Annotated in this window: 10 protein-coding genes; 1 reads left to right on the top strand and 9 read right to left on the bottom strand. The window is 73.7% G+C overall.

From position 1 onward, the window contains the following. Positions 1 to 68: 68 nt before the first annotated feature. The 7 genes from AB0M93_RS02425 to AB0M93_RS02395 are packed head-to-tail and all read right to left on the bottom strand — an operon-like array spanning position 69 to position 18,106. Entirely contained in the window at positions 69 to 5,411 is a 5,343-nt protein-coding gene (locus AB0M93_RS02425; protein ID WP_364267484.1) for an aminotransferase class III-fold pyridoxal phosphate-dependent enzyme, read from the bottom strand. After that, a complete protein-coding gene (locus AB0M93_RS02420) occupies positions 5,404 to 7,218 on the bottom strand; it encodes a condensation domain-containing protein (protein WP_364267481.1) in 1,815 nt (604 codons plus the stop codon). Before AB0M93_RS02420 ends, AB0M93_RS02425 begins: the two co-directional genes overlap by 8 nt. Then, positions 7,215 to 12,482, bottom strand: a complete 5,268-nt coding sequence (locus tag AB0M93_RS02415; RefSeq protein ID WP_364267478.1) for a type I polyketide synthase — start codon at positions 12,480 to 12,482, stop codon at positions 7,215 to 7,217. Before AB0M93_RS02415 ends, AB0M93_RS02420 begins: the two co-directional genes overlap by 4 nt. Beyond that, on the bottom strand, positions 12,479 to 12,754 hold the full coding sequence (locus AB0M93_RS02410; protein WP_364267475.1) for a phosphopantetheine-binding protein: 276 nt from the start codon (positions 12,752 to 12,754) through the stop codon (positions 12,479 to 12,481). Before AB0M93_RS02410 ends, AB0M93_RS02415 begins: the two co-directional genes overlap by 4 nt. Before the next feature lie 17 nt (positions 12,755 to 12,771). Further along, positions 12,772 to 13,503: an SDR family oxidoreductase gene (locus AB0M93_RS02405; RefSeq protein ID WP_364267472.1), complete on the bottom strand. Its 732-nt coding sequence runs from the start codon at positions 13,501 to 13,503 to the stop codon at positions 12,772 to 12,774. Continuing rightward, a complete protein-coding gene (locus tag AB0M93_RS02400) occupies positions 13,500 to 14,858 on the bottom strand; it encodes a fatty acid--CoA ligase family protein (protein ID WP_364267469.1) in 1,359 nt (452 codons plus the stop codon). The genes AB0M93_RS02405 and AB0M93_RS02400 overlap by 4 nt, the downstream gene beginning before the upstream one ends. Further along, positions 14,858 to 18,106 carry an amino acid adenylation domain-containing protein gene (locus AB0M93_RS02395; protein WP_364267466.1) on the bottom strand — a complete coding sequence of 1,083 codons (3,249 nt, stop codon included), beginning with the start codon at positions 18,104 to 18,106 and terminating at the stop codon, positions 14,858 to 14,860. Before AB0M93_RS02395 ends, AB0M93_RS02400 begins: the two co-directional genes overlap by 1 nt. A gap of 356 nt (positions 18,107 to 18,462) precedes the next feature. On the opposite strand from AB0M93_RS02395, the gene AB0M93_RS02390 reads away from it, so the two are divergent. Continuing rightward, the gene (locus tag AB0M93_RS02390) at positions 18,463 to 19,125 is read left to right on the top strand and encodes an LmbU family transcriptional regulator (protein ID WP_364267463.1); all 663 of its coding nucleotides are present in this window, start codon (positions 18,463 to 18,465) and stop codon (positions 19,123 to 19,125) included. Positions 19,126 to 19,140: 15 nt separating this feature from the next. On the opposite strand, the gene AB0M93_RS02385 is transcribed toward AB0M93_RS02390, so the two are convergent. Further along, on the bottom strand, positions 19,141 to 19,398 hold the full coding sequence (locus AB0M93_RS02385) for a phosphopantetheine-binding protein (RefSeq protein ID WP_364267460.1): 258 nt from the start codon (positions 19,396 to 19,398) through the stop codon (positions 19,141 to 19,143). A gap of 17 nt (positions 19,399 to 19,415) precedes the next feature. Beyond that, positions 19,416 to 19,631: an MbtH family protein gene (locus AB0M93_RS02380; RefSeq protein WP_364267457.1), complete on the bottom strand. Its 216-nt coding sequence runs from the start codon at positions 19,629 to 19,631 to the stop codon at positions 19,416 to 19,418. Positions 19,632 to 19,757: the final 126 nt, after the last annotated feature.

Genomic DNA, 19,757 nt, shown 5'->3' with positions numbered 1-19,757 from the left:
GCTCCCCCTTGCCGCGGCCGGTGCCCGCACCGGCCGCGGCGGAATCGTTGCTCGGATTCGGTGAACGGCTACTCGTGGTCCAGCTCGGCCAGCGGCCGGTCGCCGCCGTCGACCATGGCCTCGAGCAGGTTCCGGTAGTACTGCGGGATGCGTTCGGCGAGGTCCGCGGGAACGACTTCGGCCGCGGACTCGAAGTCGCACCGGAAGCCGTCCGCGCGGTCGACGACGTTCAGCGCCAGCGGGTGGCCGAGGTGCCGGATCGGCAGCGGCTCGGCTTCGGTGACCACGAGCCCGTCCAGGGCAGGCACGGTCACCTGGCGGTAGAACGACATCGACGTCGTGAACAGCTCGCTGCGCAGCCCGGCCCCCGGCGGGGCGAGGTCGGCGAGCAGCGCCGCGAACGGGTAGTCCTGGCTTTCCAGCCCGGTGACCAGCTGGTCCAGGACCTCGGCCACGAAGTCCGCGACCAGGACGTCCGACGGCACCCGCAGCCGCAGCGGCACCAGGTTCGAGCAGTACCCGACCACCTGGTCCAGCTCCGGTGGACGGCGGGCGGACGCGACCGGCACGACGAGGTCGTCCTGCCCGGTCAGCCGGTGCAGCAGGGCACCCCAGGCCGCGACCAGGTAGGCGAACACGGTGACGCCCTCGGCGCGGGCCGCCTCGCGCATCCGGTCGCCGAAGCCGGGGTCGAGGCGGACGCTGTGGCGGACCGCGCGGTAGGGGAAGCTTTCCGGCTGTCCCGCGGACGGCAGTTCCGGGGTGGGAGCCTCTTTGAGGAGGGCGTGCCAGTGGTCGCGGTGGGCCGCGGCCGCGGGACCGGCGGCGACCCGCTCGTGCCAGCCGAGGTAGTCCCGGAACTGGACGGCGGGCGGCAGCCCGGGGCTCGTGCCCCGGCACCCGGCGTTGTACAGCGCGGCGAGGTCGTCGAGCAGGACGCTGTAGGACCAGCCGTCGACCAGCGCGTGGTGCACCGCGAGGAGCAGAAGGTGCCGTTGCGGTTCCGTGCGCACCACGGCGGCGCGGAACGCCGTCTCCGGCGGCTGCTCGGCCCAGGTCCGGAGGAAGTCCCGGAGGCCGGCTTCGGTCTCGCAGGTGTGCTCGGTCAGCACCGTCTGCGGGGTGGGGTGGACGACGAGCGTCTCCCCGTCCGCGCCGAACGTGGTCCGGAGGCTTTCGTGGCGGTCGGCCAGTTCGCGCACGGCACCGCGCAGGACGTCGTGGTCGAGCGGCCCGTCGAGCCGGAAGCCGAGCGACATCTCGAACGCGGGCACGCCGCCTTCGTCGAGGTCCCGCAGCTGCCGCTGGGCGAGGGTGCTGCGCAGCGGCGCCGGCCGCGAACTCGTCCGCCGTTCGCCGAGCAGGCCGTTGGCCCGCAGCTCCTCGGCGGAGTCGCGCACCGCGGCGCGGATGTGGTCGAGGTCGGCCTGCTCGTGCGCGGTGGACAGGAAGAAGTTGCGCAGCTCCCAGACGAACACGCCCCGGTCGAGCAGGTTGAAGTAGAACGGGTCCATGTTCTGCTCGTGCTCGAACTTGAAGATCGAGGAGAACCGGCGGACCTCGATCGGCAGATCGAGCTCGCGGAAGTCGGCGTTGAGCTGCTCGGCGAACACCTCGGTCTTGCGGTCGAGGTCGCGCTGCAGGCCGGGCCCCTCGGCGCGGAGGTGGTCCAGGACCGCCTTGGCCGCCGCCATGGTCAGCGGGTGCTGGTTGAACGTGCCGCCGAAGAAGGTGGATTCCACCGTCGGGCCGGAGTCGTCGCCGAAGTTCCAGACACCGCCGTCGATGGCGTCCATGACCCCGCCGCGGCCGGCGATCACGCCGAGCGGCAGGCCGCCGCCGACGATCTTGCCGTAGGTGGCCAGGTCGGCCTCGATCCCGTACAGCCCCTGGACGCCGGCCGGGTGGCAGCGGAAGCCGGTGACCATCTCGTCGAAGATCAGCTTCGTCCCGGAGGCGTGCGTGAGTTCCCGGAGCCGGCGCAGGAATTCCGGCTTCTGCACGCCCGGCGTCCGCAGCGTCACCGGCTCGGTCAGGACGGCCGCGAGTTCCGGGCCGTGCCGGGTGAGGAAGTCGAGCGCCTCCTCCGTGCCGAATTCGAGGACGTAGACGTTTTCCACCGCGCCCGGGGAGATGCCCGGCGCGAGCGGTTTCGTGCCGAAGACGCCGTTCTCGCGGGACGGCACGGCGAGCACGCCGTCGAAGTGGCCGTGGTAGGCGGTGGAGAAGACCGCGATCTTGTCGCGGCCGGTGGCCGCACGGGCCAGGCGCACCGCCGTCATGACCGCTTCGGTGCCGCTGTTGAGGAAGGCGACCCGTTCCATGCCGGTGAGTTCGAGCAGGCCGGCGGCGACGTCCTCGACCAGCTGGGTACGCGGCCCGAGGCTGAAGCCGACGTCCATCCGCTCGCGCACGGCCGAGGTGACGACCGGCGGGTTGTGCCCGAGCAGGTGCACGCCGTAGCCCAGGGTCAGGTCGACGTACTCGTTCCCGTCGATGTCCCACAGCCGCGCGCCCCGGCCGCGCTCGGCGACGATCGGGTACAGCAGTTCCTTGGTGGCGGGCCGGAACCCGACGGTCGACCGGCTGTCGGCGACCATCGGCCGGTACCGCTGCGCGAAGTCCTTCGAGCGTTTCGTCCGGGCGCCGAGCCGCTCGGCCAGCACCTTCAGGTAGCGGGTGCGCTGGGCCGTCTCCACGGTGTCGGCGGCGCGGCGCGAGCCGGGCCACAGCGGCACCACGGACTTCGTCGCGGGCGCCGGCGGTTCCGGCGCCGCCGGCGCGGCCGGCTCGCTCCCGGCCAGGACCTCGAGCTGGCGCTGCATGACCAGGAGCTGTTCCTTGATCAGGTCCTGGACCGCCGTGGAGACGCCCGTCGCCGGCGCTGCGGCGACCGGTGCCGGGGCCGGCGTGGGGGCCGGCGCGCCCGGGAGCTTTCCGGCCGGGGCGTGCGTGCGGAGGTACTCGGCCAGCTCGGCCGGGGTCTGGAGGTCGCCGAAGACCTGCCGGAGCGTCACTTTGCAGCTGTAGCGGTCTTCGATCAGCCGCAGCATGCCCAGCAGCGCCATCGAGTCGGCCCCGAGGTCGGTGAACGGGACACCGGCGTCGAGGTCGGCGGGCGGGACGTCGAAGTAGCCGCCGACGAGGGTGCGGACTTCCGCCAGCAGGGGTTCCACGGTGTTCTCCTCGTGGTCGGGCGGCAGGCTGCCGGCCGCCGCCGGCCGATCGGCGGCCGGGGGCGGCGCGAGGCGGTGGGTGGTGCGGTGCAGCGGGTGCGCCGGCAGCGGGACGCGGCGGTGGTCCTCGCCGGACCAGGCCGGCCAGTCCACGGGGACGCCCGCGGCCCACAGCCGGCCCGCGGTGGCGAGCGGGGATTCCCCGGCGCCGATCTCGAGCACGGTCGTCCCGGCGAAGGCGTGCCGGTCGCCGGTCCAGACGTCCTGGGTCCAGTGCCGCGGGTCGAGCAGCCGCTCCGGCGGCAGTTCCCCGCCGGTGACGGCCGAGAGGACCGGCAGCCGCGGGATGGCCGGGTGCAGCTCGGGCGCACGATCGCGTCGCCCGGCCCGCCAGTCCAGCAGCGCCACCGCTTCGGCCGGTGCCAGAGCCCCGGCGAAACAGGCCGCGAGGACCTCCCCGGCCCCGGTGCCTCCGACTGCCACCGGGTGGACGCCGGATTCCGTCCACAAGGTGGCGAGGGCCAGTTCCGGTACGGGTTCGGCCATGTCGGCGAGGGCGGGCAGCTGCGTGACCAGCATCCGGAACTCTTCGGCAGAGATCTCGCCGAACCGGAAGGCCACGGCGGGGGCCTCCGCGGGCCGGCTGCCGTCGAAAGCAAGCGAATCCGCGGCGGCCGCCACGGGCCGGCTTTCCGCCAGCTCCCGCAGGCTTTCCGCTGCTGTGGCGTGGTCCTCCGCGACGACGGCGAACCGGTGGGCGTACCCGCGCCGGCCGCGCCGCAGGGTGTAGGCAGCGTCGGCGAGGGCGGGGGCGTCCGGCTCCTCCAAGGCGCGCGCCAGCCGGGCAGCCAGCTCGCGCAGCGCCGGCTCGGTCTTCGCGCTCACCGCCAGCAGCTGCGGGCCGCCCGTCTCCGGCGCGGCCGGCCGCGGAGGTGCCTCCTCCAGCACCACGTGCGCGTTGGTGCCGCCGATGCCGAACGAGCTGACGCCGGCTCGCCGCGGTGTCTCTCCCGCCGGCCAGGCCATCGGCAGGGTGTTGATGGCGAAGGGGCTGCCCGCCAGGTCGATCCGGGGGTTCGGCCGGGTGAACGTCGGGTGGCCCGGGATCTCCCGGTGCCGCAGCGCCAGCACGGCCTTGATGAAGCCCGCGATGCCCGCGGCCGCGGCGAGGTGGCCGACGTTCGCCTTGACCGAGCCGAGGGTGCACCCGCCCGGCCGGGCGCCGCCCTCGGTGAAGGCTTCGGTCAGCGCCGCGAACTCGACCGGGTCACCCAGGGTCGTCGCGGTGCCGTGGGCCTCGACGTAGGAGACGGTGGCGCTGTCTACCTCGGCGACCGCCTGCGCCTCGGTGATCACCGCTCGCTGCCCGGAAATGCTCGGCGCGGTGTAGCCGATCTTGTCGGAGCCGTCGTTGTTGATCGCCGATCCCTTGACCACAGCCAGGACCCGGTCGCCGTCCTCGATGGCCTCGGCGAGCCGCTTCAGGGCGACCACGCCCACGCCGTCGCCGAACGTCGTGCCCGCGCCTTCGGCGTCGAACGGGCGGCACCGGCCGTCCGGGGAGAGGATCATGCCCTCGCTGAAGAAGTAGCCCGGGTAGCCGGCCGCGATCACCGAAACCCCACCCGCCAGCGCGACGTCGCATTCGCCGGCGAGCAGGCTCTGCACGGCCATGTGCACCGCGACCAGCGACGTCGAACACGCGGTCTGGACGTTGACGCTCGGCCCGGTCAGCCCGAGCTTGTAGGAGATCCTGGTGGTCAGGTAGTCCTTGTCGTTGGCGATCATGAGCTCGGTGCCGGCGTGGCCGAGCGGGTCGCAGGCACGGGCCACGACATTGGTCAGGTAGGTGTTCATCGACGCGCCCGCGAAGACGCCGACGGCCTGGTCGCCCGCTCCCCCGGCGTAGCCGACGGTTTCGAGCAGCTCCTGCGCCACCTCGAGCAAGAGCCGCTGCTGGGGATCGAGCAGTTCCGCTTCCCGCCGGGTGTAGCCGAAGAACTCGTGGTCGAAGTCGTAGGCGTCCGGCAGGTGCGCGGCCCGCTTGACGTAGGCGGGATCGCGCAGCACCCGCTCCGGCGCGCCGGCCGCCGCGAGTTCGGCGTCGGTGAACGTCGTGAGCAGGTCGTCCCCGGCCCGCAGCCGGCGCCAGAACCGGTCGAGGTCCGGCGCGCCGGGGAACCGGCCGCACATCCCGATCACGGCCACGTCGTTCGCGCGGACCCCGTCAGACATCCTTACCCCCGTTGGTTTCCGGACGGTGGCGCTCCCGCGCGCGCAGCCGGGCACTGCGGGCCGTGCCGTCCGACAGCTGCACCCGGCGGCTCGGCACCCGGCCCCGGCCGGCGTCCGCGACGGCCGCGGTCCCGGCCAGGCGCCGGGCCAGGCCGGCCACCGTCGGGTAGCGGAACAGCTCCGGCACCTGCAGCGGCCGGTCCGGGCTCTCGCCGGCGAGCAGTTCGTGCACCTTCATCAGCAGCAGGGAATTGCCGCCGAGGTCGAAGAAGTTGTCGTCGGGCCCGATGCCGCCGCGGCCGAGCACCTGCTGCCAGACGGCGGTCACCCGGCCGACGTGGGCGCTGGGGGCCGCCCCCGCGCTCCCGCGAACGGGCGCGCTGCGCCGGGGGCCGCCGGGCTCGACCTCGGTCGCCAGCGGCAGGTCCGAGATGCCGCGGCCGGGGTCGGCGAGCGCGGCCCGCAGCAGCGTCACGTAGTTCGCGGTCACCTCCCGGGCCGCGCGTTCGGAGAACACGGACCGGCGGTACTTGAGCAGGCCGACGAGCCGGTCGCCGTCGTGGACGACCTCCAGCACGAGCTCGAGCTGGTCGTCCTGCTGGTCCAGCCGGAACGGCACCGCGGTGAGCCCGGCCCAGCCGACCGGCGCCGCGTCCTCGTCGGCGACGTACAGGCCCGCCAGCGCCGGGTACCGGCTCGGCTTCTGGTAGCTGAACATCGCCTGGAAGATCGGGTTGCGGTCGTCCACCCGCCGCGGCGCCAGCTCGCTGACGAGCAGCTCGAACGGGTAGTCCTGGTGCTCCAGCGCCTCGACGACGGCGGTGCGGGTCCGGCCGAGCTGCTCCCGGTAGGACACCGCGTCGCCCAGGTCGGCCCGCAGCACGACCGGGTTGACGAAGTTGCCGACGCACCCGGCCAGCGCCGGATCGGTCCGGCCGGCGAAGGGCGAGCCGACCAGCACGTCCCGCCGGCCGGTGTAGCGGCTGACGAGGACCTGGAACACCGTCAGCAGCACCGCGTACGGCGTGACGCTCTCGGCTTTGGCCAGCGCGAACACGCCGTCGGCGAGCTCGGCGGGGATCGGGAACACGATCGAGCCGCCCTCGCCGGCTTCGGGATCGACGTCGAACCGGGGCCACTCGGCCGGTTCCAGGCGGCCGGAAAGCCTTTGGTGCCAATAGGATCGCGCCCGGGCACCCGGCTCGCCGTCGAGCAGCGCACGCTGGTGGGTGACGAAGTCGTGGTACGGGGCGTTGCCGGCGGGCAGCTGCGCCGGGCGCCGCTGCACCTCGGCGAGGTAGAGCTGCTCGAGTTCGGCCAGCACGATGCCGAGCGACCAGAAGTCGCAGACCACGTGGTGCAGGACCAGCAGGACGAGCGCCTCGCCCGGCGCCACCGGGAACGCCCGCACGCGGAACAGCGGGCCGGCCGCGAGGTCGAACGGCTCGCGGTACGCGCCGCGCACGGTGTCGAGGAGTTGCTGCTCGCTCCACCCCTGTGCGTCGAGCTCGGCGAACTCCGGCTCGAGCCAGCCGTGCACCGTCTGGCTGTCGACGCCGCTGAACGTGGTGCGCAGGGCCGGGTGCCGCCCGGTGAGCGACCGGACCGCCGCGTGGAACGCGGCGCTGTCGAACCCGCCGGTGAACCGCGCGGTGAACCCGACGTGGTAGGACGCACTGTCCGGGTTCATCCGGTGCAGCAGCAGCAACGGGCGCTGGGCGTGGGAGACCGGGTGGGAAGTGCGGGCCTGGGCGGCGCGGGCCCGCAGTGCCGCCTCGAGCTTCTTGCGGACGTCGTAGTCGGTCATGCGGTTCCGTCCTGCTCGGCCAGCCAGGGCAGGAGCGCCTCCAGCTGGTCCTCGGTCAGCGAGTCGAGGTTGGCCAGGAGCCGTTCCGCCTCCTCCGGCGAGGCGGGCCCGGCCGAAGCAGCCGCCGCCGTGGACGCGGCCGGAGCGGCCGGCCCGTCGAGCACCAGGCGGTCGGCCAGCTCGTCGACGAGCAGCCGCAGCGCCTTGCCTTCGAGGAGGCCGCCGAGCGGCAGGTCGATGTCCAGGTCGCGGAAGATCTGGCCGCGGACCTCGACGGCCACCAGCGAATCGAGCCCGGCCTCCGCCAGCGGGAGCTCCTCGTCGACCGCGGTCTCGGCCATCCCGAGCCGGGTGGCCAGCATGCCGCGCAGGTACCGGAGCACCAGCTCGCGGCGGCGGTCCGGGGTGGCCGCCGGCCAGTCCCGCCGCAGCCGCCGGACCGGCTCCGCCGCGTCGGGGGCGGGTCTCCCCGCTTCCGTGGCGACGGCCCGCCCGCCGGGGAACCGGGCCAGGTAGCGGGACCAGTCCACGGAGAAGACGCCGTACTGGGCACCAGGCGCGGTCAGCAGCCGGTCCAGGGCGGCGAAGGCCGGCTCGGCCGTCAGCGGGGTGAACCCGCCGTCGGACAGCCGGGCCTGCAGGCGCTCGCTCAGCCGCGCCACCATGCCCGCCTCCCACGGCCCCCAGCCGACGCTGAGGGCGGGCAGGCCGAGACCCCGCCGATAGCGGGCGAGGCCGTCGAGGAAGGCGTTGGCCGCCGCGTAGTGGGCCTGCCCGGGCGCGCCGAGCAGCGCGGCCGTGGACGAGAAGAGGATGAAGTGTTCGAGGTCGAGGTGCAGGGTGGCGCGGTGCAGGTGCCAGCCGCCGGTCACCTTGGGCGCGAGCACCGCCTCGAACCGGTCCCAGCTCAGCTGCGGCAGCACGGCGTCGTCGAGCACGCCGGCGGCGTGGACGACGCCGGTGAAGCCGCCCCACTCCCGGTGCGCGCGCTCGACCAGCCGGCCGACCGCCGCTTCGTCGGTGACGTCGAGGTCGGCGAGCGTGATCTTCAGCCCGGGCACGTCCTCGATCCGCGCTTCGGTGGCCCGGCGCGAGGCGAGCACGACGTGCCGCACCCCGTGGCGGGCCAGCCAGGCCGCGGTGCGCAGGCCGAGCGCCCCGGTCCCGCCGGTGATCAGGTAGCACCCGCTCAGGCGGCCCCCGGTCGCCGCGGGCACGGACGCGCGGCGCAGCGTGGGCCGGTGGACGCGGCCGTCGCGGATCGCGGCCTCCGGCCCCGGCACGTCCGGCAGCATCCGCAGCGCGCCGGCGAGGTCACGGGGGTCCAGGTCGAGCAGGCGCACGCCCAGCTGCGGGGCTTCCAGCGCGACGGTGCGGCCCAAGCCCCACAGCATCGAGCCGTACGGGTCGCCGACGGCGCCGGTCACGTCCACCGCCCCGCGGGTCAGCAGCACCATCGAAGCCGGTGGCCGGCCCACCTTCGCGGCGGCCTGCACGAGGGCGGGCACGCTGCCGCAGGCGGTGCGCGTGTCCTGGTCCAGGCCGAGGCAGTGCAGGACGTGCGCCGGCTCCGTTTCGCGCAGGAGCCGCGCGAGGTGCTCGGGGTCGGCAGGGTCGAAGGCGGCGCTCACCTCGGCGACCACGCACCGGCCGCCCCGCGCCTCCACCGCCGTGACCGCGTGCCGCCAGTGGCCCTGGCGGTCGGCGAGCACGAGCCAGGTCCCGGCCGGGGCCGGCGCGCCCGCCGTCTCGACCGGCTCCCATTCCTCGACGTGGATCGGCGCCTCGGCGGACGGCGGCGGCCGGAAGGAGACCGCCCGCAGTTCGAGGCCGAAGAGTTCGAGCAGGGGGTTGCCGTCGTGGTCGAGCAGCGAGACGTCGGCGACGGCCCGGGCGGCTTCGGCCACCCGGTGCCGGACGCGCGCGACCCCCGCCTGGGCCGTCGACGCGTGGAACACCGCGCGTTCGATGCGGAACGGCAGCAGCACGCCGTCCTCGGGCGCCTGCCGGGCGATCCGCGCCGCGATGGCCAGCTGAACGCCGGAATCGAGCAGCGCCATCGTCCGCTCGCGCGGCGACGCGGCCGCGAAGGTGAGGTCACCGGTGCTGTCGTCGCCGTCCAGGCGCAGCTGGTCGATCCACCGGAACGCCGGGCCGAACCGGAAGCCGGCCGCCTCGAACCGCGCGTAGAGCTCCGGAACCGGCCGGCCGGCGCGGTGGGCAGCCGGATCCGCCGGCTGCGCGGCGACGCCGTCCCGCTGGAGCCGGCCCTCCGCGTGGACCTGCCACGCGTCCTCGGCCAGCGGATCGTCCACCCGGGACAGTCCGAGCGACTGGGCGACGAACCGGCCGTCCGCGGCCGGGGTGAGCACGAGCTGCACGCGGCGCGGCTCGTCCCCGGCTTCCAGCGCACGCGGGAAAACCAGGTCTTCGACGACCACACCGGCCTCGCCGCCGACCGCCTCCACCAGGCAGGCCGTGTGGTAGGCCCCGGGCACGACGAGCCGGCCGGCGATCTCGTGGTCGGCGAGCACGCGCGGAGCGTGCGCGGCCACGGTCGTCTCGTACCGCCGCTGCGGGGACTGCGGCAGGGCGATCCGCGTCAGGGCCGGCGGCTGCCCGCCGGCCGGCCGCACGGCTTCGGCACGGGACGGCGCCGGGGCGAGCCAGTGCCGGGTCCGCGCGAAGGGGTAGAGCGGAGCGGCCACCTTGACCGCCCGCAGCGGCCCGTAGTACCCCGTCCAGTCGATCGGGATCCCGGCCCGTTCCAGGCGCGCGAGGTGCGTGAGGACGCCGGCCCGTTCCGGTTTCCGGGGCGCGAGGCCCGGCAGGAAGACGACGTCGTCGCCGGCCTGGGCCCGGCCCGACGTGGTGAGCGTCCGGCGTGAACCCACCTCGAGGAAGACCGTGCACCCGCCGGCCAGCAGCTCGCCGAGCCCGGCCGCGAACCGGACCGGCGAGGTGAGCTGACGGCCCCAGTAGTCCGCGTCGAGCCCGCTCGCCCAGGTGCCGGTCAGGTTCAGCGCCATCGGCACGGACGGCGGCCGGTGGGTGATCCGGGCCGCCGCCGCGGTCACGGCCGGCACGACCGGGGCGACCAGCGACGAGTGGAACGCGTGCGTCGTCTCCAGGGGGATCGTGCCCCACTTCCGGTGCCGGAACTCGGTTTCCAGCTCGCTCAGCTCCGCGTCCGGGCCCGAGACGGTGACCCGTTCCGGTGCGTTGTACGCCGCCACCGTCACCGTCCCGCCCTTCGCCGCGACCAAGCGTTCCAGCTCGGCCACGTCGGTGCAGGCGACCGCGGTCATCCGGCCGCCGCCGGGCACGGCCGCGAAGGCGCGCCCGCGTTCGCAGACCAGCTCGAGCCCGTCCTCGGCGCTGAACACCCCGGCCACGCAGGCGGCGGCGTACTCGCCGAGGCTGTGCCCCAGCACGGCGTCCGGCCGCACCCCGCAGGACGCCCAGAACTCGGCCAGCGCGACCTGCAGGAGGAAGACCGCGGGCTGGAGGAGTTCGGCCCGCGCCTGCGCCTGCGCGTCGGCGAACACGTCGAGCAGCTCGGCACCGGTGAGCCGGCGGAAGGCCTCCGCGTGCCGATCGAGCGCCGCGCGGAAGGCCGGGTGCTCCCGGTGGAGCTCGACGGCCATGCCGGCGTACTCGGAGCTCTGGCCGGGGAAGAGGAACCCGATCCTCGGCCGGGTTTTCCCCGCTTCACCCGCGTCGGCTTGCCCGGTCCCGGTGCGCAGCCACGACTCGATGCGCTCGGCCGCCGCCTCCCCGGTGTCGGCCACCACGCTGAGGCGGTGCCGCAGCGGGCGCCGCCCGACGTGACTGGTGTAAGCGAGGTCCGTCAGGTCCGCGTCCGGCTCGCGCAGGCGGCTCGCCCAGCGCCCGGCCAGCGTGTGCAGGGCGTCCGCGGTCTTGGCGCTGATCGTGACGAGGTCGTGGCCCGGACGGCGGTCCGCCGCCGCCCGGTCCGGCGGCTGTTCCAGCACGGCGAACGCGTTGGTGCCGCCGATCCCCAGCGAGTTGACCGCCGCCCGCCGCGGGGTCCCGGGCATCGGCAGCGGCTCGGCGTTGACGAACAGGCCCGAGCCGTCCAGCTTCAGCCGCGGGTTCGGGGCCGTGAAGTACGGGCTCGGCGGGATCCGGCCGTGGTGCAGGGCCAGCGTGGCCTTGATCAGGCCGGCGATGCCGGACGCCGCCTCCATGTGCCCGATCAGCGCCTTCACCGAGCCGATGGCGGTCGGGGCGTCCGGGCCGAAGACCTGTTTGAGCGCGCCGATCTCGGTGGGATCGCCGAGCGGCACGCCGGTGCCGTGCGCCTCGACGTAGCCGATCGTGGCGGGGTCGACGCCGGCGGCGGCGAGCGCCTGGCGCATCGCGCCGAGCTGGCCGGGCAGGCTGGCGGCGCCGTAGCTGGCCTTGCCGCCACCGTCGTTGTTGATCGCGGTGCCGAGGATGGTGGCGTAGACGGTGTCGCCGTCGCGCACCGCGGCGGCGAGCGGCTTGAGGACCACGGCGCCCACGCCGCTGCCGAAGATCGTCCCGCGCGATGCGACGTCGAACGGGCGGCAGCGGCCGTCCGGCGACAGGATGCCGCCCCGGCGGTGCCAGTACCCGGCGGCCCGGGGCAGCCGGATGTTCACGCCACCGGCCAGCGCCGCTTCGCATTCGCCGCGCAGCAGGCTCTGGCAGGCGAGGTGCACCGCGACCAGCGACGTGGAACAGGCCGTCTGCACGGTCAGGCTCGGCCCGGTCAGGTTCAGCTTGTACGACACCCGGGTGGCGAGGAAGTCCTTGTCGGACCCGAGCTGTTCGAGCGAGGCCGTCGGGTCGGCCGGCATCCCGGTGCGGGTCAGCACCTCGGGCAGATAGCCGGTGAGCACCCCGCCGCTGCCGGCGAAGACCCCGACCGGGGCCGCGTCGCCGTCGGCCGGACGCAGGCCCGCGTGCTCCAGGGCGTGCCAGCACGTTTCCAGGAACACGCGCTGCTGCGGGTCCATGACGGCGGCTTCCCGGCCCGAGATGTCGAAGAAGGCCGCGTCGAAGAGGTCGACGTCGTCGATCGAGGCGGCCGCCTTGACGTAGTCGGGGTCCGCCAGCCACGCCGGGTCCACGCCGTCGCGGAGCAGTTCTTCGTCGGCGAGGTCGCGGATCGCCTCGCGCCCGGCGAGGATCGCGTCCCAGAACTCGCCGGCGTCGGCGGCTCCGGGGAACCGCGCGGCGAGACCGACGATGGCGATCGGGTCCGGCCGGGTCATGCCGGCTCGCCGGCCCCGAGCCGGGGCGGCACGACCGGGTCGTAGGCCTGCAGCAGGTCCCCGACCGTGCGGACGCTGGTGATCGGCACCTCGTCGGAGAACGGGTCGGTGTCGAGTTCCAGCTCCAGCACGGCGACGAGCCGGGCCAGGTGCAGCGACTCCAGGCCGAGCTGGTCGACGAGCAGCTGGTCTTCGTCCAGGTGCTCGACCGGCCCGGCCACCTCGGTCACGACCTCGAGCAGAGCGGCCATGACCGTCTCGCGCCTGTTCATGCGATTCACACTCCCGTTCAGCAGGTGTAGCCGCCGTCGACCGTGATGGTCTGGCCGGTGATGAAGCTCGCCGCGGGCGAGGTGAGGAACCGGATGACGCCGAGCACGTCCTCGACCGAGCCGAGCCGGCCCAGCGGCGTCCGGCGCACGATCCGCCGTCGCTGGTCGTCGCCGATGCCCGCGGTCATCTCGCTCTCGAAGTAGCCGGGGGCGACGCTGACCACGCGGACGCCGGCCGGGCCGACCTCGCGGGCGAGCCCGCGCGTCAGCCCGTCGAGCCCGGCCTTCGCCGCGCCGTACACCGCGACGCCGGTCTGGCCGCGCAACGCGTTGATCGACGACATGTTGACCACCACGCCGTCCCGGCGGGCGAGCATGGGTTTGAGGCAGGCCCGGGCGAGCAGCACCGGGAGCGTCAGGTTGGTCCGCAGCGCGGCGTCGATCGCGGCCGGGGACGTCATCGTCAGCAGGCCCTCGAGCCCGATCGCGGCGTTGTTCACCAGCACGTCGACGCGGCGGTGGCGGCGCACGGCCGCCCGCGCGAACCCTTCCACCGCGGCCGCGTCCGTTCCGTCCACTTCGGACCAGGTGAGCGCGTCGGTTTCCTTGCGCAGCACCGCCAGTTCGGCGGACTCGCGCCGGCTGAAGGTCTCCACCCGGTAGCCGCGGTCGAGGAAGTCGGTCACCAGGGCCAGTCCCAGCCCGCGGCTGCCGCCGCTGACCACCGCCACCGGACGCTCGTCGGTCACAGTGCGCTTCCCTTCCGCTTGAACCGCTCGCCGTGCAACGGCCCGTCCGAGACCGTGATGACGGCCGGGACCTTGTGCGGCGGCAGGTGTTCGCCGCAGAACTGCCGCAGCCGGCGGTTCAGCGCCTTCCGCTCCTCCGGCTCGGCCAGCTCGACCGTGGCCACCACGATGGCGCCGGTGACGGCGTTCGCGCGGCCGGACACGACGACGTCGGCGACGTTGCCCGCGCGCAGCAGCACGTTTTCGACCTCGGCCGGCGACACCTTTTCGCCACCGACGTTGATCAGCGCCGACAGCCGCCCGAGCACGCGCAGCGTGCCGTCTTCGGCCACCACGACCGCGTCGCCGGTGTTCAGCCACCCGTCGTCGTCGAACGGGCTGGGCGCGTTGAGGTAGCCGAGCATGGCGCTGGGCGACTTGATCCACAGCACGCCGTCGCGCACCTCGGTGCGGAACCCGTGCCCGCCGACGTCCATCCGCAGCGAGTCCGACGAGACCGACCGCGTGGGCAGGATGCCGGTCTCGGTCAGGCCGTAGGTCTGCTTGAACCGCACGTGCGGGAACACCTCCGCCGCGTGCGCGAGGGTGACTTCGCGCATCGGCTCGGTGCCGTAGGTGACCAGTTCGAGCGAGGACAGGTCGTGGTCGGCGTGGGCGCCGGAGAGCAGCAGCATGTTGAGGAACGTCGGCGTGGTCGGCAGCACCTGCACGCGGTGGCGTTCGATGGCCTCGCACGCGTGCTTGGGGGTGCGCCGCGGCTCGGTGATCACCGTGCCGCCACCGAGGAGGGTGCGGAACAGCGTGTTGACGCCGCCGATGTGGTCCAGGGCCATGAACTGCAGCGTCCGCCGCGGTCGCGCGACCGCCCCGAACCCGCCGAGCAGCCGCGGCAGCGAAAGCAGGGCCGCCTTGCTCTCCCCCGTCGAGCCCGAGGAGAACAGCAGCAGGCCGGCTTCCCCGGACTCGGCGAGCTTGACCAGCAGGTCGGGCCGCGGCTCGGCCGGTGCCGCGACGGCCGTGGCGGTCCACTCGGCGCCGTCGCCGCCGAACTCGACGACCCTGGTCACGTGCGCCGTCGCGATCCGGCGCGCCCGCTCCTCGGCCGGCGGATCGGTGGGCGCGAAGGGAACCACGACACCGCGGCGGACGGCGAGGGCGGTGACGAGGGCGACGACCTCGGGCGAGGCGTTCCCGACGACCGCGACGGCCTCGCCCGCGGCCACGCCGAGCCGGTCGAGCTCGCTGAGCCAGCGGGTGGTGCGCGCGGCGAGCTCCCGGTAGGTGACCTGGCCGCCGTGGCCGGCCATCGCCTCGGCGTCGCCGTGTTCCGCCAGCCGCGAAAGCAGTCCGTCCATCAGGCGTCTCCTCGCCGGCGCAGAGCGGGCCGGGGTGCGCTGTCGCCGGCGTCGAGCTGCGCCGCGATGTCCCCGATCGACTGCGCTTCGAAGAACGCGCGGATCCGCAGCGAGCAGCCCAGTGCCGTGCGCACCCGGCCGATGACGGTCATGGCGAGCAGCGAATTCCCGCCCAGGTCGAAGAAGTTGTCCTCGAGGCGCGCCTGCGGCACGCCGACGACTTCGGCCACGATCTCGCACAGCTGCCGGGCCCGGGGGTCCGCCGGCGGTGCCGCGGCCGGGGCCGGATCCGGTTCGGCACTCGGGACCTCGATCGCCGCCAGCGCCTTGCGGTCCAGCTTGCCGTTGGGGGTGACCGGGAACTCGTCGAGGAGCGTCACCCGGTCCGGCAGCAGCGCGGCCGGGAGCCGGCCCCGCAGGAACTCCCGGACCGCGGACGGCGTCAGCTCCGCCCGGCCGCCCTCGGCAGCCAGCACGTAGGCGACCAGCCGGGCCGCCGGCGTGCCGGGGTCGGTGGCGAAGACGGCGGCGCGGGCGATGGCGGGGTGCCCGAGCAGCGCGGCCTCCACCTCGCCGGGCTCGACGCGCAGGCCGCGCACCTTGACCTGGTCGTCGACGCGGCCCCAGAACTCCAGCTGCCCGTCGGGCCGCAGCCGGCCCCGGTCGCCGGTGCGGTACATGCGCTGCCCGGGCACCGGGGAGAAGGGGTCGGCGATGAACCGCTCGCTGGTCTGCGCGGGGCGGCCCACGTACCCCTGGGCCACCCCGAGGCCGCCGATGCAGATCTCGCCGACGAACAGCGGCGGCAGCAGCTGGAGCTGGTCGTCGACGACGTAGAGCCGTGACGTCCCGGCCGCGCGGCCGGCGACCTGGCGGGGGTGCTCGCCGAGCTCCGCGACGGCCGAATCGACCGTGCACTCGGTGATGCCGTACATGTTGAACGCGACCAGCCCGGGCTGCTCGTGCAGGCGCCGCCACAGCCGGTCGGACGCGCTTTCGCCGCCCATCACCAGGATCTTCGGCGGGTGGGGCACGGCCAGCAGGCCGGCGTCGACCAGCACCTCCAGCTGGCTGCTGTTGCAGTCCAGCAGGTCGATCGCCGACGCGGGGTCCGCCCCGCGGGCGAGCAGCCGCACCGGATCCATCCGCTCTTCTTCGCCGATGAGCAGCAGCCGGTGCCCGAAGGCGATCATCCCGAGGCACTGGTTGACGAACACGTCGAACGTCACCGAGCTCAACCCGCCGATGTTCGCCTGGCGGCCTTCGGGGAGCCGGGCGTAGATCGGCGCGAGCTGGGTGGTGGCGAGCGCGACCACGCTCGCCTGGTCGACGAGCACGCCCTTCGGCTGCCCGGTGGAGCCCGAGGTGAAGACGACGTACGCCGGAGCGGCGCCGGGGCGGGCGGCGAACTCGTCGACCGGCTTCGCCGTGTCCGCCAGGAGCACGGCCACCGAGACCGTCTCGACGTCCGCGAAGGGTTCCTCGGCGACCACCAGGGACACGGCCGGCTCCTCGAGGAGCAGACGCCGGCGGGCCACCGGCTGCTGCGGGTCCAGCAGCAGGAACGCGCCGCCGGCGCACCAGGTGGCCAGCATCGCGGCGATCAGGTCGCCGCGCCGGGGCAGGCCGATGCCCACCACCGTGCCGGTCCGCACGCCCCGGGCCCGCAGGGCCGCGGCCATCGTCCGGGCGCGGGCCGCCAGTTCGCCGAAGGTGAGCCCCTCGCCGTCCGCGGTGACCGCCTCGCGATCGGGGGCCGCCGCGGCGGTCCGCGCGAACAGGTCCCACGCCGAGGCGTGGTCCGCGGGCGGCTCGTCCTGCGCTTCGCTGCCTGCGCCGAGGGCCAGGGTTTCGGCCAGTGCCGGTCCGCCGAGCAGCGGGACGCTGCCGATCGGGACGCCGGGCGAGCGGGTGAGAGCGGCGAGCAGGTCCGCGTAGGCAGCGGCGAACCGCCGCATGGCTCCGGCGGAGAACCGGCCGCGGTCGTATTCGACGGTGCAGGTGGTGCCACCGGCCAGCCGCTGGATGTCCAGGGTCAGGTCGAACTGGATCGCCGGCACCTCCGCGGGGTCCGGCAGGGGCGCGACCCGGAGGCCGTCGAGCGCCCACACCTCGCCCGGGTCGAGCGAGCCGTAGCCGATGGCCGCCTGGAACAGCGGGTTGCGGTCGGCGTCCCGGTGCGGCGCGATCTCGTCCACCACCACCTCGAACGGGACGTCCTGGTACTCCAGCGCGTCGTGCACCGTGTCGGCCACGGTGTCGAGGAACCGGTCGAAGGTCAGCGACGGCGTCACCCGGCAGCGCAGCACGACCGTGTTGGCGAAGAACCCGATGGTGCGGAAGAACTCCGAGTGCGACCGGTTCAGCACCGGTGTCCCGACCGCCAGGTCGGCCGTTCCGGTCCAGCGCTGCAGCAGGACGAAGTAGACGGCCAGCAGGCCGGTGAACGGGGTGACCGAGCGGTCGCGGCAGAACGCTTCGAACTCCGCGGAGACGTGCTCCGGCAGGGCGATCGGCAACCGGGCGCCGGCGAGCCCGCCCGCGGTTTCGCCGGCGTCCTCCGGCAACCGCGTCGGCTGGACACCGGCCAGCCGGTTGCGCCAGTGGTCCAGGCCGGCGCGGTCGACGCCGATCGCCTTTTCCCGCAGGCAGAAGTCGGCGTACTGCGCGGCCGGCGCCGGGAAGCCCGGTGCGTCCGGGTCGGCGTAGGCGAGCCGCAGGTCCTCGGCGAACACCTGCGCGGAGACCTCGTCGATGATGATGTGGTGGAACGCGAAGACCACCAGGTGCAGCGCGTCCGACACCCGGAGCACGCCGGCTCGCCAGAGCGGCCCGGCTGTGAGGTCGAACGGGCGCCCGATCAGCTTCCTCGCCTCGGTTTCCGCCCACGCCCGGCGTTCGTCCGGTGAATCCCCTGCCGCCACGGCGAAGCCGGCCGCGACGGTTCCGGCCGGGTGCACCACCTGGAGCACTTCCCCACCACGTTCGGCAAACGTGGTGCGCAGTGTTTCGTGCCGTTCGCCCAGCACCGTGAGCGCCCGTTCCAGCCGGTCTAATACCAGATTTCCTTCGACGGCGAGAACGGTTCCCCAGGTATCGGCGGAACTGCCGGGCCGCAGCACCGTGGAAAAATACATCCGGCGCTGGGCGGACGAGGCGGGAACAATTCGTGAATGGCCGTCGGCGGCGATACCGCCACCCCCTGAATCCGGCGTGTCGTGCAAATTCGCTTGACGCGCTCGTGACACGAAAGCCCTCCCACCGATCAGCCATGTCCACGCGCGGACAGACAGCCCGACCGTACCCGAAATCCACGCCGAAGATCACTGAACACAAATCACGACCCGCTCGCTTGTCCCGCCGGCGAGACAGCGACGGCGGGCCGTGGAGCGCAGTGCCCCTTCGTTGCTTGACCCGGATTTCACGCCCCGGTCACCGGCCCCTGCAGGGCCGCCGAAGGCGCCGCCCGGGCGGGCGGACCAAGATCGATAAAGGGCCTTCCGGACCGAGTCCCCGCTGTTATAGTCGGTGGCGCAACACGCACGATGCGTACCTGGGGGTAACGATGCGTACAAGCTCCATCCCGGCACGCCCGGAGGCGGCCGTGCCGCGACCGGCCGCGGAAACCGCCGGGCGGCTGCCGGAACCGGGGGTCCAGTTCCACAAGTCCGGCTTGCTGTTCACGGCCAAGCACAGCCTCGGCATGTGGGAGAAGGTCGGCAGCAACCTGTTCTCCTTCGCGGACTCCTCGACCTGGTGGATCGCCGACTGGCTCGTCTACGGCGAATCCACGTTCCACGACCGCTACCGCGAGGCCGTGCAGCGGACGTCGCTCAGCTACCAGACGCTTCGCAACTACACCTGGGTCGCCCGCCGGTTCCCGCTGCCCCGCCGCCGGCAGGGCCTGAGCTTCAGCCACCACCTCGAAGTCGTGGCACTCGACCGGCCCGAACAGGACTACTGGCTGCGGAAGGCCGAAGAGGCGAACTGGAGCCGCAACCGGCTCCGCGGGCAGATCCGCAGCAGCAAACTCGCCCGCGAGGGTGAGATCACGCAGGCAGAAACCGGGAGCGGTGGGCCAATGGACAGCATCGAACCGGCGCCGGCCGACGCCGTTCTCGCCGGCTCCGCACCCGAAGCGCCGCTGCTCGCCCTGCAGCTTTCGGCGGAAGACCTGGAGATGTTCAAACGGGCCGCCGGCAAGGAAAGCGAGCCGGTCGAGACCTGGGCGGCGGAGATGCTGCGCCGGGCGGCCGCCGGCTCCTGACCTGGCCCGGCGGCCTCACGCCGGTTCGGCGGCCAGGGCACTGAGCGCGTCGCTGAGCTCACCCAGCACCGGATTCTTCAGGATGATGCGGACGGTGCGCGGGATCCCCAGCTCTTCGCTCAGCACCCGGCCGAGCCGGATGGCGATGATGGAATTGCCGCCGATGTCGAAGAAGTCGTCCTCGAGACCGATGCCCGGCTTCCCCGTGAGCTCACGGACGCTGCGGACCACCAGGGCGTCCATGGGGTTGCGGAACTCGCTGTCGCTCGTCATGTCCCGGCCCTTCTCCGTCACTGTTCGGCGGCCATGGCTTCGACCAGGCCGGCCGGCCGCATGTCCGTCCACTGTGTGGAGACGTATTCGAGGCAGTTCGCCCGCGTGTCCTCGCCGTGCACCGCTTTCCAGCCGGCCGGTACCGGATTGAACGCGGGCCACAGCGAATGCTGGTTCTGGTCGTTGACCAGGACGAGGTAAACGCCTTCTTCGTCTTCGAAAGGATTCGCCACGGCCGCAGTCTAACGACCGCCGGCGAGACAGGCGCAAGAATTCTTGCGGGCGAGGACCGCGCGCGCGGGGGTTGGTGGGTTTGAGGCTGAGGGAACGCGGGTCGTGGGGGTGTGTTTGTTTATCAC

It is taken from the genome of Amycolatopsis sp. NPDC051102 (assembly GCF_040682815.1).
GTDB lineage: Bacteria > Actinomycetota > Actinomycetes > Mycobacteriales > Pseudonocardiaceae > Amycolatopsis.
The sequence above is the reverse complement of the archived record's forward strand: the minus strand, read 5'-3'. Positions and strand labels throughout refer to the sequence as shown.

Bases quoted from the DNA above. Each gene is read 5' to 3' on its own strand.
- AB0M93_RS02425 (WP_364267484.1), bottom strand. From the start codon at position 5,411: ATGTCTGACGGGGTCCGCGCGAACGACGTGGCCGTGATCGGGATGTGC.
- AB0M93_RS02385 (WP_364267460.1), bottom strand. From the start codon at position 19,398: ATGACGAGCGACAGCGAGTTCCGCAACCCCATGGACGCCCTGGTGGTC.
- AB0M93_RS02420 (WP_364267481.1), bottom strand. From the start codon at position 7,218: ATGACCGACTACGACGTCCGCAAGAAGCTCGAGGCGGCACTGCGGGCC.
- AB0M93_RS02400 (WP_364267469.1), bottom strand. From the start codon at position 14,858: ATGGACGGACTGCTTTCGCGGCTGGCGGAACACGGCGACGCCGAGGCG.
- AB0M93_RS02415 (WP_364267478.1), bottom strand. From the start codon at position 12,482: ATGACCCGGCCGGACCCGATCGCCATCGTCGGTCTCGCCGCGCGGTTC.
- AB0M93_RS02410 (WP_364267475.1), bottom strand. From the start codon at position 12,754: ATGAACAGGCGCGAGACGGTCATGGCCGCTCTGCTCGAGGTCGTGACC.